Raw genomic sequence first — 14,016 nt, 5'->3', positions numbered from 1 at the left:
CGTGGCTCCGCCGGGGGCCGGGGAGGCCGCGGCCGGCGCGGTGGGCAGCGTCTCGGCGAGCGCGTCGGTGCCGATGGCCAGCCGGGTGACGCCGCCGGCCGACCAGGCGCTGCGTCCCGCCGGCACGCCCGCGCCGCAGCCCCGGGTGTACGGCCGGCCGGCCCGGCCGGAGCCGACCGACGAGCCGGAGCAGGCGGAGGAAAGCTCGTTCCGCCCCGAGCACAACCCGCCGCCGTCCCGCTTCGACGAGCCGGGCCCGCAGGGCCGCTTCGACGAGGCGGGCCGGTACGACGAGGCGGGCCGCTTCGACGAACCCGGCCGCTTCGACGAGCCGGGCCCGCAGCGGCGCTCCGCCGAACGTGACCACCAGGGCGGTTTCGACGATCCTCACCAGCAGCGCGGTTTCGACGAGCGCGACCGGCAGGGCGGGTTCGACGACCGCGGGCCGCAGCAGCGGTTCGACGACCGCGGGCCGCAGCGCTTCGGCGACGACCCGGACCGGTCGGCCGGCCAGCAGCACGGCTTCGGCGACGGCCCGGCGGCCGGGGCGGCCGGCGTGACGGCCCCGCCGACCTTCCCACCGGGCGTGCCCTCGTTCGTGGACCCGCCGGCCAGCAACCGACCCGTCAACGGCGTCCGGCCGCACGAGGGCGACCGCCCGGGCGAGCAGTTCGGCGGGCCGGTGGGTGGAGCCACCGCCGTGCAGGGCACGGCGCCCGGCCACGATCCCGCGCCGTACGGTGAGCCGACGCAGGTCGGGTTCCCGCCGCAGGGGCAGCAATCCGGCCCGGCCTGGGGCCCGAAGCCGGAGCAGGGCCGGTTCGACGCGTTCAAGCCGGAGGCGGACGCGCCGAAGACCGAGGCACCGCCGCCGAAAGTCCGCAACGGCCGGGTGCTGGCCGCCGTGCTGGTGGCCGCCGTGCTGATCCTCGCGGTGCCACTGGGCCTGCTCATGCTGCTCGGCAAGGTGGGCGGCGACAGCGCCCCGGAGTTCGACCCGGCCGTCGGTTCCTGCGTCAAGCAGTCCGGCGGCAACGCGACGGCGGCCACCTGTGGCGAGGCCGGCGCGTTCACGATCGTGTCCAAGGTCGACGTCAAGGAGAAGTGCGCCGACCCGACCCAGCCACACGTGATTCTGCGTGGCGACGTACCCAACAAGGTGCTCTGCCTCAAGCCGTCCGCCAATTAGCCAACCCTTCGGGGCGGTGCCACGGACCACCGTGGCACCGCCCCGTCGTACGCCCGGGCTGTGACGGGTGCCGCGCGGGGTGCCGGCCGGTCGGGGCATCCCGGTCGGGCAGACTGGAGTGATGAGCGCACGAGTACGGGCTCCTGAGCTGCGCGGCAGGGCCTGGCTGAACACTGGCGGGAAGGCTCTGACGATCGAGTCGCTAAAAGGTCGTTGCACGATCTTGGACTTCTGGACCTTCTGCTGCATCAACTGCCTGCACGTACTCGACGAGCTGCGCCCCTTGGAGGAGAAGTACGCCGACGTGCTGGTCGTCGTCGGCGTGCACTCGCCGAAGTTCGAGCACGAGAAAGAACCCGGCCGCCCTCGCCGCCGCCGTCGAGCGGTACGGCGTGCGCCACCCCGTCCTGGACGATCCCGAGCTGGACATGTGGCAGCAGTACGCGGCCCGCGCCTGGCCGACCCTCGCTGTGATCGACCCCGAGGGGTACGTGGTGGCCACCATGGCCGGCGAGGGCCACGCCGAGGGGCTGGCCCGGCTGGTCGACGAACTGGTCGCCACCCACGAGGCGAAGGGCACCCTGCACCGGGGCGACGGCCCGTACGTGCCGCCCGCCGAGCCGGAGACGGCCCTGCGCTTCCCCGGCAAGGCCATCGCGCTCGACGGCGGGAACCTGCTGGTCTCCGACTCGGCCCGGCACTCCCTTGTGGAGCTGGCCCCGGACGGCGAGACGCTCGTCCGCCGGATCGGCTCGGGCGTCCGGGGGCGCGCCGACGGGCCGGCCGGCGCTGCCGCGTTCGCCGAGCCGCAGGGGCTGTGCCGGCTCCCGGAGCACGTGGCCGAGGTGGCCGGGTACGACGTCGTCGTCGCCGACACCGTGAACCACCTGCTGCGCGGCGTGCGGCTGGCCACCGGCGAGGTGGTGACCGTGGCCGGCACCGGCCGGCAGTGGCGCTCGACGGTGGACGACCACGCCCACGACTCGCTCTCGGTCGACCTCTCCTCCCCCTGGGACCTGGCCTGGTACGACGACAAGGTGATCGTCGCCATGGCTGGCATCCACCAGCTCTGGTGGTTCGACCCGATCCGCCGCACGGCTGGCATGTACGCCGGCACCACGGTCGAGGCGCTGCGCGACGGGCCGCTGGCCGAGGCGTGGCTGGCCCAGCCGTCCGGCCTGGCCGTCTCGGCCGACGGCGCCCGGCTCTGGGTCGCCGACAGCGAAACCAGCGCTGTCCGGTACGTCGAGAACGGCGTCCTGGGCACCGCCGTCGGGCAGGGGCTGTTCGACTTCGGCCACGTCGACGGCCCGGCCGACCGCGCGCTTCTCCAGCATCCGCTGGGCGTGTGCGCGCTGCCGGACGGCTCGGTGCTGATCGCCGACACGTACAACGGGGCGGTCCGCCGCTTCGACCCGGCGACCGGTCTGGTGTCGACGGTCGCCGGCGGGCTCGCCGAGCCGAGCGACCTGGTGCTGACCGCCGACGGCGGGGTGCTTGTGGTCGAGTCGGCGGCGCACCGGCTGGCCCGGCTGGCCCCGGGCGCGCTGTCGGCCGTCGGGGCGAGCACGGTCGACGGCCCCCGGCACCGCACCGAGCGGAAGCCGACGGAGGTGGCGGCCGGCGAGGTGACGCTGGACGTCGTCTTCACCCCGGCGCCGGGGCAGAAGCTCGACGAGACGTACGGGCCGTCGACCCGGCTGGTCGTCTCGGCGTCGCCGCCGGAGCTGCTGCTGGAGGGGGCGGGCACCGGCACTGAGTTGTCCCGCCGGTTGGTGGTCGACGGGTCGGTGGCCGGCGGGGTGCTCCAGGTGACCGCGCAGGCGGCGACGTGCGACGCCGACGCGGAACACGCGGCCTGCCACCTGACCCGTCAGGACTGGGGCGTGCCGGTCCGGGTGGTCGAGGGCGCCCCGGCGCGGCTTCCGCTGGTCCTGCGCGGCCTGGACGCCTGACTGGCAGCGGCTAGGAAGCGAACCGGCAGCGGTTAGGAAGGGGCCCTTCCTATACAGAATGCGTTAACAAGGGCCCCCTCCTTTCATGCGAACGGAGCGAGTGCTACTCCCGCGTCGAGGAGCGCGGCCCGCACCAGCGCGGCGGAAGCCACCGCCCCGGGGGTGTCGCCGTGCAGGCAGATCGAGTCGACCGGGCAGGGCACTACGGTGCCGTCGACCGCCACCACGGTCTTTTCGGTGGCCATCCGGACCGCGCGGGTGGCCACCTGCTCGGGGTCGGTGACCAGCGCGCCGAGGGCGGTGCGGGGCACCAGCGTGCCGTTGGGCAGGTAGCCCCGGTCGGCGAAGCCCTCGGCGACCACCCGCAGGCCGGCACCGGTGGCGAGCTGGGCGAGCGCCGAGCCGGGGGCGCAGAGCACCGGCAGGTCGCGGTCGTAGTCGTCGATCGCGGCGATCAGGGCGGCGGCCTGCGACTCGTCGGCCGACGCGGCATGGTAGAGCGCCCCGTGCGGCTTGAGGTAGCGGACCCGGGTGCCGTACGGCCGGCAGAACGCGTCGAGCGCGCCGAGCTGGTAGGTGGTCTCGTCGCGCAGGTCCGCGAAGGCGTACGCGATGTGCCGGCGGCCGAAGCCGGCGAGGTCGCGGTAGCCGACCTGCGCGCCGATGGCGACCCTGCGTTCGGCGGCGGCGGCGCAGACCCGGCGCATGGTGGACGGGTCGCCGCCGTGGAAGCCGCAGGCGACGTTGGCCGAGGTGATGACATCGAGCAGCGCCTCGTCGTCGCCGAGCCGCCAGATGCCGAATCCCTCGCCGAGATCAGCGTTGAGGTCCATGGAACGTCACCGTAGTCCCCGGGCGGGCCTGCGCGAGCGGCGTCACGTCGTCCACCACTCCGACGACGGGGTAGCCGCCGGTGGTCGGGTGGTCGGCGAGGAAAATCAGCGGCTGGCCGTCGGCGGGCACCTGCACCGCGCCGAGCACGATCCCCTCGCTGGGCAGTTCCCCGGCGACCGCGCGGGGCAGCGGCGCGCCGGCCAGTCGCGCGCCGACCCGGTTGCTCAACGGGCTCACCGTGTACGCCGTGCTGAACAGTCGGTCGAGCGCGGCCGGGGTGAACCAGTCGTCGCGGGGGCCGAGGCGCAGCGGGAGCCGCAGCGCGGCCGGCGCGGGCCGCCCGACGGTCACGTCGACCGGCGCGGGGTCACCGGCCGGGTTGCCGAGGGGCAGGGTGTCGCCGTCGCGCAGTGGGGGCGGGCCGAGCCCGGAGAGGGTGTCGGCCGACCGGCTGCCGAGCACCGGCGGCGCGGTGATCCCGCCGGCCACGGCGAGCCAGGTGCGCAGCCCGGTGCGGGCCGGGCCGATCCGCACGACCGCCCCGGCGGGTACGGAGAGCGGCCGGCCGACGTCGCCGGGCCGGTCGTCGACCCGCACGTCGGCGTCGGCGCCGGTCATCGCGACCGCACCGGCCCGGGTCAGCCGCACCGCGCAGCCGGTGAGGGTGATCTCCAGGCCGGCGGCGTCCTCCGGGTTGCCGACGAGACGGTTGGCCAGTCGCAGGGCCGCCGGGTCGAGCGCCCCCGACCGGGGCACGCCGAGGTGCGCCCAGCCGGGCCGGCCCTGGTCCTGCACGGTGGTGAGCGCCCCGGCCCGGAGCACCTCCAGCCGGCGGGGCGGTTCGTTGGCGGGTCGGCCGGTCACGCGGTCGCCGCCAGGCGTACCCGGGTGCCGGGGGCGAGCCGGGCCGGCGGGTCGGCGGTCACGTCGAACAGGGTCAGCCCGGTCCGCCCGACCAGCAGCCAGCCGCCGGGGGACGCGCCGGGGTAGATTCCGGCGTACGGGCCGGCGAGCGCGACCGAGCCGGCGGGGACCCGGGGGCGGGGGGTGGCGAGCCGGGGCACCGCCCACTCCTGAGGCAGCCCGGTCAGGTACGCGAACCCGGGCGCGAACCCGCAGAAGGCGACCCGGAACCGGGTGCCGGTGAGGCGGGCGACCACCTCGGGCACGTCCACCCCCCAGTGGCCGGCGACGACGGGCAGGTCCGCCCCGTCGTACGCGACGGGCACCTCTACTTCGGCGGCGGCCCCACCGGCGGACGTCGCCGCGTCGGTTGGTTGCGGCGTCCAGCCGGCGACGAGCGCGGCGGCCCGGTCCGGGTCGGGCACCCCGTCGAGCAGCACCGTGCGGGCCGCCGGGACGATCTCGACGGCGGCCAGTTCGCCGGCCGCCCGGCGGTGCCACAGTTCGGCGCGCCACACCTCCACCTGGTCGGGGTCGTCGCAGTCGAGCAGCAGGGCGTGCGCGCCGACGGGCCGGATCCGCATCCCGTCATGATCCCCGATCGGCGGGCCGGCAGGGGCGTAGGACCCCTCTGCTCCCGCGACGGTCGGCACTACTTGACGGTAACCTACGGTGCCGTAACCTAGGTGTGTGACGACCTCCGCACCGCTTCGACTCAAGCCGGTCGACATCGGGAAGCCGCGGATGCGCGGCTGGCTGCACACCTACGCGTTCTTCGTCGCGCTCGTCTGCGGCATCGTGCTCTGCTCCATCGCCGCCAGCCGTCCCGGCTGGGCCCCATTGGTGAGCTGCCTCATCTACAGCCTGACCGTCTGCGGCCTCTTCGGCACGAGCGCGCTCTACCACCGTCGCGTGTGGTCCGAGCGCGGCTACCAGATCATGCGCCGGATGGATCACTCGATGATCTTCATGTTCATCGCCGGCACGTACACCCCGTTTTGCGTCCTGTTGCTGGACGTCCGGCAGGCGACCACCATGCTCGCCCTGGTGTGGGGTGGCGCGCTGGGTGGGGTGGTCCTGAAACTGGTCTGGCCACACGCGCCACGCTGGGTCTCCGCCCCGCTCTACCTGGCGCTCGGCTGGGTGTCGGTGGCGATGCTGCCGCAGATCCTGCACTCCGGCGGCGTGACCGCTCTGGTGCTGCTCGCCCTCGGCGGCGCGATCTACAGCGTCGGGGCCATCCTCTACGCGCTGCGCCGGCCCAACCCGTGGCCCACCGTCTTCGGTCACCACGAGTTCTTCCACGCCTGCACGCTGGTGGCGGCGATCTGCCACCACATCGCGATCTACTTCGCCCTGTTCGCCTGAGCCACCGGCCGGGCCCCACGCCGGCCCGCCCCGCTCCGGCACGGGGGCAGCACCCGGCCACCGCGACCGCGCCGAGCGGCCCGCTGAGCACACGCCGGGGGCCCGCGCCGTTGCGGGGCCCCCGGGGTCCTGAGCGGTCGTCGGCCCGTAGGCCGGGCCGCAGCGATCAGACCGTACGACCCGGGCGACGCACCTCGCGGTACTCCTGGACCACGGGCTCGCCCTGCACCGGCACGACCCGATCGGCGACCACCCGGTTCTCCCGCACCGGCGTGGCGACCACGGTGCGGCGGCCCCGGTTCCAGAAGTACAGGGTGGTGAGCAGACCGACGACCCCGGCGAGCATCAGCACCCAGCCGACGACGCCGAGGTTCAGCCACCCCAGGTCGGCCTGTACGGCGAACGCGAAGATCGCACCCAGCGCGATGAGAAAGATGCTGGCACCAATGCCCATTTTCGTCGCCTCCTTGGCTATCAGCTGGCGTTGCTACCCGCCGCGGCCATGGATGAGGTTGCGGCATCCATCGACATACCCAGGCGCTCCGAGCGTCAATCGGGCAAGCTGGGGCCATGACGGACGCCGGAGGGACGTTACGGACACTTGTGCTGCTACGGCACGCCAAGGCGGAGGCACCGGGGACTGGCCCGGACATCCGGCGCCCCCTCACCGCGCGGGGGCACGCGGACTCGGCCGCCGCCGGTGCCTGGCTGGCCCGGCACGGCCTGCTTCCCGACGTGGTGGTCTGCTCGGCCGCGAGGCGCACGCGGCAGACCTGGCACGGGGTGAAGCTGGGCATGACCGGTTCGCCGGACGAGGCCGGGCCCGCCGGCCCCGCACCGGTGGTTCGCTACGAGCCGGGCGCGTACGAGGCACAGCCGGCTGAGCTGCTGACGCTGGTCCGGGCGGCCCCGGCGGAGGCGTCGACGGTGCTGCTGGTCGCCCACAACCCGGGTATCTCGCTGCTCTCGGCGCTCCTCGACCCGGAACGCGCCGACCAGGAGGGCCTGCGCACCAGCGACCTGGTGGTGCACCGCACCCGGCTCCCCTGGGCCGAGTTGCTCCGCGCCGACATCACCGCCCGCCACACCGCCCGCGCCTGACGTGCAAGGAAGGGCTCCCTGTTAACGCATTCCGTTGTACAGGGGCCCCCTGTCAACGCGGCGATTCCGCCGGGCCGAAGCAGGGCGGGTGGCGGCCGGTCGCGTGCAGACAGCGGCAGGGACCCCGGTGCGACCGGGGCCCCTGCGGCACGGTGGCGCTCAGGAGGGCGGTGCCGTGGGCGGAGGCGGGTCGGGCGGAGGCGGCATCATCGCGGTCGGATGCGACAGCCGGTTCTCCTCCACGATGAGGGTCCGCGCCCGCTTGCGCCGGTCCTGCCAGAACCAGAGCGTGGTGAGCAGCACGGCCAACCCGGCCAGGATGAAGACCCAGCCGACCGCGCGCACGTCCACCCACCAGACGTTGGCCCGGATGGCGAAGGTCAGGATCGCGCCGATGGCGATGAGGAAAATTCCACTACCAATGCCCATGTACGCTGCACCCCCACGTGCGGTGGCTCTGGGCGTTCACTGACGACGTCCGGGCCTCGGTTACCCGCCCGGCGGGGCTAGTACCCGGGATGCGACCGGCGATAGCGGACGTCCGGCGCACCGGGTCGAGGAGCAGGCTCGCGGTGCGATCGGCGCGGCCGGCGAGTTGGGGGACTCGCCGGCCGTCCGGGGGCAGCTGTGGTGCGTCAGCGGCTCAGAACGCGTCCTCCGGGAGGTCCATCAGCTCCAGGTCGGTGCTCTCGATGATCCGCCGGTCGGCGCCGAGGCGGGGCAGCACCTCGCGGGCGAAGAACTTCGCGGCGGCCACCTTGCCGGTGTAGAACGCCTTGTCGGCCGCGGAGACCTCGCCGGCCAGGGCGCGCAGGGCGACGTCGGCCTGGCGCTGGAGCAGCCATCCGACGACCAGGTCGCCGACCGCCAGCAGGAACCGGCGGCTGCTGAGGCCCACCTTGTACAGCGCCCGGGCATCGCCGCCCTGCGCCTCGCCCAGCCAGCCGGTCAGCACGCCGAGGATGTTCTGGACCTCGGCGAGTGCCTTGCCGAGCGCCTGCCGCTCCTGCTTGAGCTGACCGTTGCCGCCCTCGGAGGTGATGAACTCCTGGATCTCGCCGGCGACCGTCGTGAGGGCCTTGCCGTTGTCCCGAGCGATCTTGCGGAAGATCAGGTCCAGGCTCTGGATCGCGGTGGTGCCCTCGTACAGAGTGTCGATCTTGGCGTCCCGGACGTACTGCTCCAGCGGGTAGTCCTGGAGGAAACCGGAGCCGCCGAAGGTCTGCAACGCCTCGTGGCCGAGCATCTCGTACGCCCGCTCGGAGCCGACCCCCTTGACCAGCGGCAGCAGCAGGTCGTTGACCCGCTTGGCGATCTTCGTCGCCCGCTCGTCACCGGCCGCCTCGGCGATGGCGACCTGGTCCTGCCAGGAGGCGGTGTAGCAGACCAGGGCGCGCAGGCCCTCTGCGTACGACTTCTGGAGCATGAGCGAGCGACGCACGTCCGGGTGGTGGGTGATGGTGACCCGGGGGGCGGTCTTGTCGGCCTGCTGGATCAGGTCGGCGCCCTGGACGCGGTTCTTGGCGTATTCGAGGGCGTTCAGGTAGCCGGTGGAGAGGGTGGCGATTGCCTTGGTGCCGACCATCATCCGGGCGTACTCGATGATCATGAACATCTGCCGGATGCCGTCGTGCTTCTCGCCCAGCAGCCAGCCCTTTGCCGGCACGCCGTGCTCGCCGAAGGTCATCTCGCAGGTGTTCGAGACCTTGATCCCCATCTTGTGCTCGACGTTGGTGGCGTAGACGCCGTTGCGCTCGCCCAGCTCGCCGGTCTCGGCGTCGAAGTGGAACTTCGGCACGACGAAGAGCGACAGGCCCTTGGTGCCCGGGCCGCCGACGCCCTCGACGCCGACCGGACGGGCCAGCACGTAGTGCACGATGTTGTCGCTCAGGTCGTGCTCACCGGAGGTGATGAAGCGCTTTACGCCCTCGATGTGCCACGAGCCGTCCGGCTGCGGGATCGCTCGGGTGCGGCCGGCGCCCACGTCGGAGCCCGCGTCGGGCTCGGTGAGCACCATCGTGGAGCCCCACTGCTTGTCGATGAAGAGCTTGGCCCACTTCTTCTGCTGCTCGGTGCCCTCGACGTGCAGGACGTGCGCGAAGGACGGGCCGGAGGCGTACATCCAGACCGGGGCGTTCGCGCCGAGCACCAGCTCGGCGAGCGACCACCAGAGGGCACGCGGGGCGTTGGTGCCGTCGAGCGCCGGCGGGAGGTCCAGCCGCCAGAACTCGGAGTCCATGAACGCCTGGTACGACTTCTTGAACGACTCCGGCAGCGGCGCGGTGTGCGTGGCCGGGTCGAAGACCGGGGGGTTCCGGTCGCTGTCCGAGTAGCTAACGGCCAGGTCCTCGCGGGCGAGGCGGTCCACCTCGGCAAGGAAGCTGCGCGCGGTGTCGACGTCGAGATCCGAGTACGGCTCCTGGCCGAACGCCCGGTCCGCCCCGAAGACCTCGAACAGGTTGAACTCGACGTCCCGGAGGTTGCTCTTGTAGTGGGTCATGCTCGCTGGCCCCGCTTCCGGACAGGTGTTACCGATCAGTAACCCCGACTGTATTACTCACGGGTAGGCAGCGACAAGCCGATTGTGGAAGTGACGGCGATTACACACCCGCGATTCGCCCGTTCCCCGGCCGGCACAAGCGAACGGTGGAGCGGGGGCGGAAGCGGGTAGCGGAGACGGGTCCTCAACCCTCCGCCGCGCCGAGTTCCCAGCTCGGCACGGGGGCGGTCACCCCGCCGCTGTGGCCGGCGTACTCCATCAGGACCAGGGCGATGTCGTCGTCGAGCCGGCCGTGCACCCACTCGACCAGGGCGGTTTCCAGCGAGGCCAGCCCGTCGCCGACCGTGCCGTGGCCGAGCAGCCGCCAGGCCCGGTCGGCCGTCGGGAAGAACTCGCCGTCCCGGCGTGCCTCGCCAAGGCCGTCGGTGAAGAGCAGCAGCCGGTCGCCCGGCTCCAGGCGCTCGACCCGGGGACGTACGACCGGCATGAAGCCCAGCGGCGGCGCGGGCGCGGGCGGTTCGAGGGGGATCACCGCGCCCCGGCGCAACAGCAGCGGCGACGGGTGGCCGCAATTGACGATGGTCAGGGTCCCGCCCCGCTCCTCGACCAGGGCGGCGGTGACGAAGTCCTCGTCGCCGACGTTGCGGGCCACCGCGCGATCCAGGTCGGCGACCACCGCCCGCAGGTCGGCCCGCTCGTACGCGACGTGCCGGTACGAGCCCAGCACGATGCTGGCCAGCCGCACGGCGTCCAGGCCCTTGCCGCGCACGTCACCGATAATCATGCGTACGCCGTACGGGGTGTCGATCGCCTCGTACAGGTCGCCGCCGATTTCGGCCGTCGCGGTCGAGGAGATGTAGCGCCCGGCCACCGCCAGGGTCCCCACCTGCGGGCCGAGCGGACGCAGCACCGCCTGCTGGGCCACCGCCGCCAGTTTGGACAGCTCGGCGATCTGCTCGGCCTGCCGCTGCCGCACGGCGGCCACCGCCGCCGCGATCCCGGTGGCGAGCGCGATGCCGGCCACGTTGACCGCGGTGACCAGGGAGGTCCTCGGCTCGGTGAGGACGAAGGTGCACCCGATCGCGGTCGCGGCGGCCCCCACGCCGAGCACCACCCGCCAGGAGGCCAGCGCCGCGGCGAGGAAGGGAGCGGCGACCATCAGCGCGACGTAGTGCGCCGCCCGGCCGTCCGCCAACTCCACTGCGGAGATGATCGCGAGCAGGACGAGGGCCGCGCCGAGACCGGCGCGGGATCCGGGGCTCAGCGGGCCGCGGCCCGACTGGAAGGCATGCGTGCGTACGAGGGACAGCATGCCTGATGGACGTGAACCGGTGAATGAGCCTGGCCCGTCGGCCGAGGATGTTCTGACCGGCCGGATCGGGGCGCCCGACGGTCCGGCACCGATTGCCCCGTTCCCGGCCGACGTCATCGCGTCAGCCCAGGACCTCGTACTTCACGGTCAACGCGCCGACGTCGACCGATGCGATGGCCGCGAACGCCGCCCGGGACAAGTCGAGGCAGCGGCCGTCGACGAACGGGCCCCGGTCGTTGATCCGCACGGTGACCGACTTGCCGTTGGCCGGGTTGGTCACCCGCACCTTCGTGTCGAACGGCAGCGTCTTGTGGGCGGCGGTGAGGGCGCTCGGGTCGAAGTTCTCCCCGTTGGCCGTGAGCTGCCCCTCGTCGTAGAAGGACGCCCCGCACGAGCCGCTGTCGACGACGTTGCTGGTCGGGGCGGGCTTCTTCGTCGTGGCGGCCGGCCTCGGCGCGGCGGTGCGCGGCCTGCTCCGCGAGGCGGCCTGGCTTCGGGTGGCCTTCGGGCTGGCCGTGACGGTCGGCGACGGGCTGGCGCTCCGCGACGGGCTGGCGCTGGGCGACGCCGACGGCACGCCCGGGGTGGCCGGGGCGCTCGCCGGGGTGTTCACGGCCGGCTGCGGGGCAGCCTCGCCTGAGGTCAGCCGCACCGCGCCGACGGTGCCGCCGACGGCGAGCGCGACCGCCGCAGTGGCCGCGATCCCGGCCGGGGAGGAGAACAATCGGGTACGGGAGTGCCTGCCTGCCACCGGCCCGGTCCTTTCGTCGTGGAGAACAAACCGGTCCGGACCGTAACGAGAGAAGCACTTCCGAAGTCAACGTGATCATGGTGCTATGTTCGGATTTGCCTGCATACGTGTGGCCGATCATCCGAGGCGACGTGGCCCGCTCGGTCCCGGGCGGGCGGGCCGGATTCACCGGGCCGCAGGGTGGGCGGACCGCAGGGCAGGCGGGTCGCGGGCAGCCGGCGAGCTGGCGCAGGCGGGTCGCGGGCAGCCGGCGAGCTGGCGCAGGCGGGTCGCGGGCAGCCGGCGAGCTGGCGCAGGATGGGCGACATGCCCGCTGAGCTGAGCGAACGCCTCGTCGAGCTGTTCCGGTGGATCGATCCCGGCCCGCAGAGCGCCCACCTGGTCAGCGACGTCTCCGGCTGGTGGCGGGACCCGGCGGTGCTTACGGCACTCGGGCCGGCCCTGGCCGAGCCGTTCCGGGACGCCCAGCCGACCGTGGTGATCGCCCCCGCCGTGACGGGGCTGCTCCTCGGCCCGCTCGTCGCCACGGCGCTCGGGGTCGGCTTCGTGCCCGCACACAAGGCGGGGGACGGGCGGCTGCTCGCCGGGGCGACGACCTGGGCGCAGAGCCCGCCGGACTTCCTGGGCCGCCGGGTCGACCTGGGCGTCCGGGACCGGCACCTGAGCCCCAGCGACCGGGTGCTCGTGGTCGACGACTGGGTCGCCACCGGCGCCCAGTTGCACGCCCTGTACGAGATCTGCGCCGCCCGGGGCGCCGAGGTCGTCGGCACCTCCGCCGTGGTCGTCGACTGCCCGCCCGAACTCGCCATCGAGCTGCGGGTACGCGGCCTGCTCGGGAGCAACCGACTGACGTCGCCCGACGGGTTGACCTGAAGCGAGGTTCAAGTCGCACGATCGGAGCATGGGCAATGGAATCCTGGACGAGGCGTACCGGCGGCTGCACCGCACCGGCCCGGAGTTCGCGGGCTGGCTTTCGAACCACGGCCCGATGGCTGTCGAGGCACTGGCCCGGCACGGGCACGACGCCCGAGTGCACCGCTGGCTGGACGACTACCTCCGGCGGCTCGACGAGCTGCCACGCGGCATCCGGCCGATCGACGACTGGCGGGCCGCCCTCGGCGACCCGAAACGCACCGGCGACTGGCTGGCGCACTTCGACCGGGAGATGCGCGAGCGGCCGTGGCGGGAAACCCTCGGCACCTGGTGGCCCCGGCTGCTGCCGGGCATCGCCGCCGGGGCCACCCACGGCGTCATCCGGGTCGGGCACGCCGTCCGGGCGCTGCGCGCCGACGAGGCCAGCCCGGACCGGCTCACCGAACTCGGCCAGGCCCTCGCCTACTGGGCCGCGCGCTGGCAGCCGGTCCCGGGCGCGGCCCCGCCGCCGGCGGCACCCGCCGTAGAGGGCGACGCGCCGACCCGAGAGGAGGAACCCGCCGGAGCGGGCGACGCGCCGACCGGAACACACGAGGCACCCGCCGAAAAGGGCGGCGCGCCCATCCGACAGGCCGGGATGGCCGCCGCGCTGGCCGGGCTGCCCCGGATCGCCGACCGCACCGGCGGCATCCGCGAGCGCCTGGGCCGGCTGCCGGACGTACCGGAGTGGGAGTCGTCGCTCGCGGCGCTGCGACCGGCGCGAACCCCGGCCGAGGCGGAGCGGGGACTCGCCGAACTGGTGCACCGGGCGAGCCTGGACTACCTCCGGTACGGGCAGTCGGAGCCGGTCATGCTGGTGCACGCGGTGACCGCGCCGACGGCTGTGCTGCGTACCCTGCCGGAGCTGGACCCCGGGCTCTGGGCGCCGAGCCTCACCGCGGCCTGGTCCGCGACGGCGGCGGTCACCGCCGTGTACGCCGCCCCGGGCGGCGTCGCGCCACCGTCCGTCGCCCCCGGCACCCCGGCGGAGGTCTTCGCCCGAGCGGCACGGCACGGCGACGAGCACGTGGTGAAGCTCGCCGACGCGGTGCTCGACGCCCACGCGGCGACGGGGGACGAACGGGTGCTCGCCGCGGCCGGCTACGCGGCGCAGCTCATCTGAGCGTCGGCGCTCGGCTCACGCGGGCACTCCTGCTGAGTATCGACGCTCGGCCCAGCCGGCGATCCTGC

At 73.8% G+C, this 14,016-nt stretch carries 12 protein-coding genes and 2 pseudogenes; 6 read left to right on the top strand and 8 right to left on the bottom strand.

Going from position 1 to position 14,016, the window contains the following annotated elements; translation table 11 throughout:
* A pseudogene (locus tag MCAG_RS33710) lies at nucleotides 1-1,189 on the top strand (hypothetical protein); the annotation flags it as partial.
* Nucleotides 1,190-1,310: 121 nt separating this feature from the next.
* A pseudogene (locus tag MCAG_RS15465) lies at nucleotides 1,311-3,144 on the top strand (NHL domain-containing thioredoxin family protein).
* Nucleotides 3,145-3,227: 83 nt separating this feature from the next.
* Here MCAG_RS15465 and MCAG_RS15460 read toward each other — a convergent pair.
* From MCAG_RS15460 to MCAG_RS15450, 3 genes are read right to left on the bottom strand one after another with little or no spacing between them, the layout of a single operon-like run.
* On the bottom strand, nucleotides 3,228-3,977 hold the full coding sequence (locus MCAG_RS15460) for a LamB/YcsF family protein (protein WP_007073924.1): 750 nt from the start codon (nucleotides 3,975-3,977) through the stop codon (nucleotides 3,228-3,230).
* Nucleotides 3,961-4,842, bottom strand: coding sequence for a biotin-dependent carboxyltransferase family protein (locus MCAG_RS15455; RefSeq protein ID WP_007073923.1), 882 nt, complete (start codon nucleotides 4,840-4,842; stop codon nucleotides 3,961-3,963). Before MCAG_RS15455 ends, MCAG_RS15460 begins: the two co-directional genes overlap by 17 nt.
* Nucleotides 4,839-5,465 (bottom strand): allophanate hydrolase subunit 1, encoded by a 627-nt coding sequence (locus MCAG_RS15450; protein WP_007073922.1) that lies wholly within the window; start codon nucleotides 5,463-5,465, stop codon nucleotides 4,839-4,841. The genes MCAG_RS15455 and MCAG_RS15450 overlap by 4 nt, the downstream gene beginning before the upstream one ends.
* A gap of 106 nt (nucleotides 5,466-5,571) precedes the next feature.
* Here MCAG_RS15450 and MCAG_RS15445 point away from each other — a divergent pair, with 106 nt between their 5' ends.
* The gene (locus MCAG_RS15445) at nucleotides 5,572-6,249 is read left to right on the top strand and encodes a hemolysin III family protein (protein ID WP_007073921.1); all 678 of its coding nucleotides are present in this window, start codon (nucleotides 5,572-5,574) and stop codon (nucleotides 6,247-6,249) included.
* Between the two features lie 166 nt (nucleotides 6,250-6,415).
* Here MCAG_RS15445 and MCAG_RS15440 read toward each other — a convergent pair whose 3' ends face one another.
* A complete protein-coding gene (locus tag MCAG_RS15440; protein WP_007073920.1) occupies nucleotides 6,416-6,703 on the bottom strand; it encodes a DUF6458 family protein in 288 nt (95 codons plus the stop codon).
* Nucleotides 6,704-6,819: 116 nt separating this feature from the next.
* Between MCAG_RS15440 and MCAG_RS15435 the strand changes: the two genes are divergently transcribed.
* Nucleotides 6,820-7,350, top strand: a complete 531-nt coding sequence (locus MCAG_RS15435; protein ID WP_007073919.1) for a histidine phosphatase family protein — start codon at nucleotides 6,820-6,822, stop codon at nucleotides 7,348-7,350.
* A gap of 159 nt (nucleotides 7,351-7,509) precedes the next feature.
* On the opposite strand, the gene MCAG_RS15430 is transcribed toward MCAG_RS15435, so the two are convergent.
* The 4 genes from MCAG_RS15430 to MCAG_RS15415 all read right to left on the bottom strand — a co-directional run bounded on the left by MCAG_RS15430 (nucleotide 7,510) and on the right by MCAG_RS15415 (nucleotide 11,913).
* Nucleotides 7,510-7,779, bottom strand: coding sequence for a DUF6458 family protein (locus MCAG_RS15430; RefSeq protein ID WP_007073918.1), 270 nt, complete (start codon nucleotides 7,777-7,779; stop codon nucleotides 7,510-7,512).
* Nucleotides 7,780-7,993: 214 nt separating this feature from the next.
* Nucleotides 7,994-9,850: an acyl-CoA dehydrogenase gene (locus MCAG_RS15425; RefSeq protein ID WP_007073917.1), complete on the bottom strand. Its 1,857-nt coding sequence runs from the start codon at nucleotides 9,848-9,850 to the stop codon at nucleotides 7,994-7,996.
* 184 nt (nucleotides 9,851-10,034) lie between these two features.
* Nucleotides 10,035-11,162 carry a PP2C family protein-serine/threonine phosphatase gene (locus MCAG_RS15420; RefSeq protein ID WP_007073916.1) on the bottom strand — a complete coding sequence of 376 codons (1,128 nt, stop codon included), beginning with the start codon at nucleotides 11,160-11,162 and terminating at the stop codon, nucleotides 10,035-10,037.
* A gap of 121 nt (nucleotides 11,163-11,283) precedes the next feature.
* Nucleotides 11,284-11,913 carry a septal ring lytic transglycosylase RlpA family protein gene (locus MCAG_RS15415; protein WP_007073915.1) on the bottom strand — a complete coding sequence of 210 codons (630 nt, stop codon included), beginning with the start codon at nucleotides 11,911-11,913 and terminating at the stop codon, nucleotides 11,284-11,286.
* Nucleotides 11,914-12,219: 306 nt separating this feature from the next.
* On the opposite strand from MCAG_RS15415, the gene MCAG_RS15410 reads away from it, so the two are divergent.
* On the top strand, nucleotides 12,220-12,786 hold the full coding sequence (locus MCAG_RS15410) for a phosphoribosyltransferase family protein (RefSeq protein ID WP_007073914.1): 567 nt from the start codon (nucleotides 12,220-12,222) through the stop codon (nucleotides 12,784-12,786).
* 28 nt (nucleotides 12,787-12,814) lie between these two features.
* On the top strand, nucleotides 12,815-13,948 hold the full coding sequence (locus MCAG_RS15405) for a questin oxidase family protein (protein WP_007073913.1): 1,134 nt from the start codon (nucleotides 12,815-12,817) through the stop codon (nucleotides 13,946-13,948).
* Nucleotides 13,949-14,016 lie beyond the last annotated feature (68 nt).

Origin of the sequence: Micromonospora sp. ATCC 39149, from assembly GCF_000158815.1 — a bacterium.
Classification (GTDB): Bacteria; Actinomycetota; Actinomycetes; order Mycobacteriales; family Micromonosporaceae; genus Micromonospora.
The sequence above is the reverse complement of the archived record's forward strand: the minus strand, read 5'-3'. Positions and strand labels throughout refer to the sequence as shown.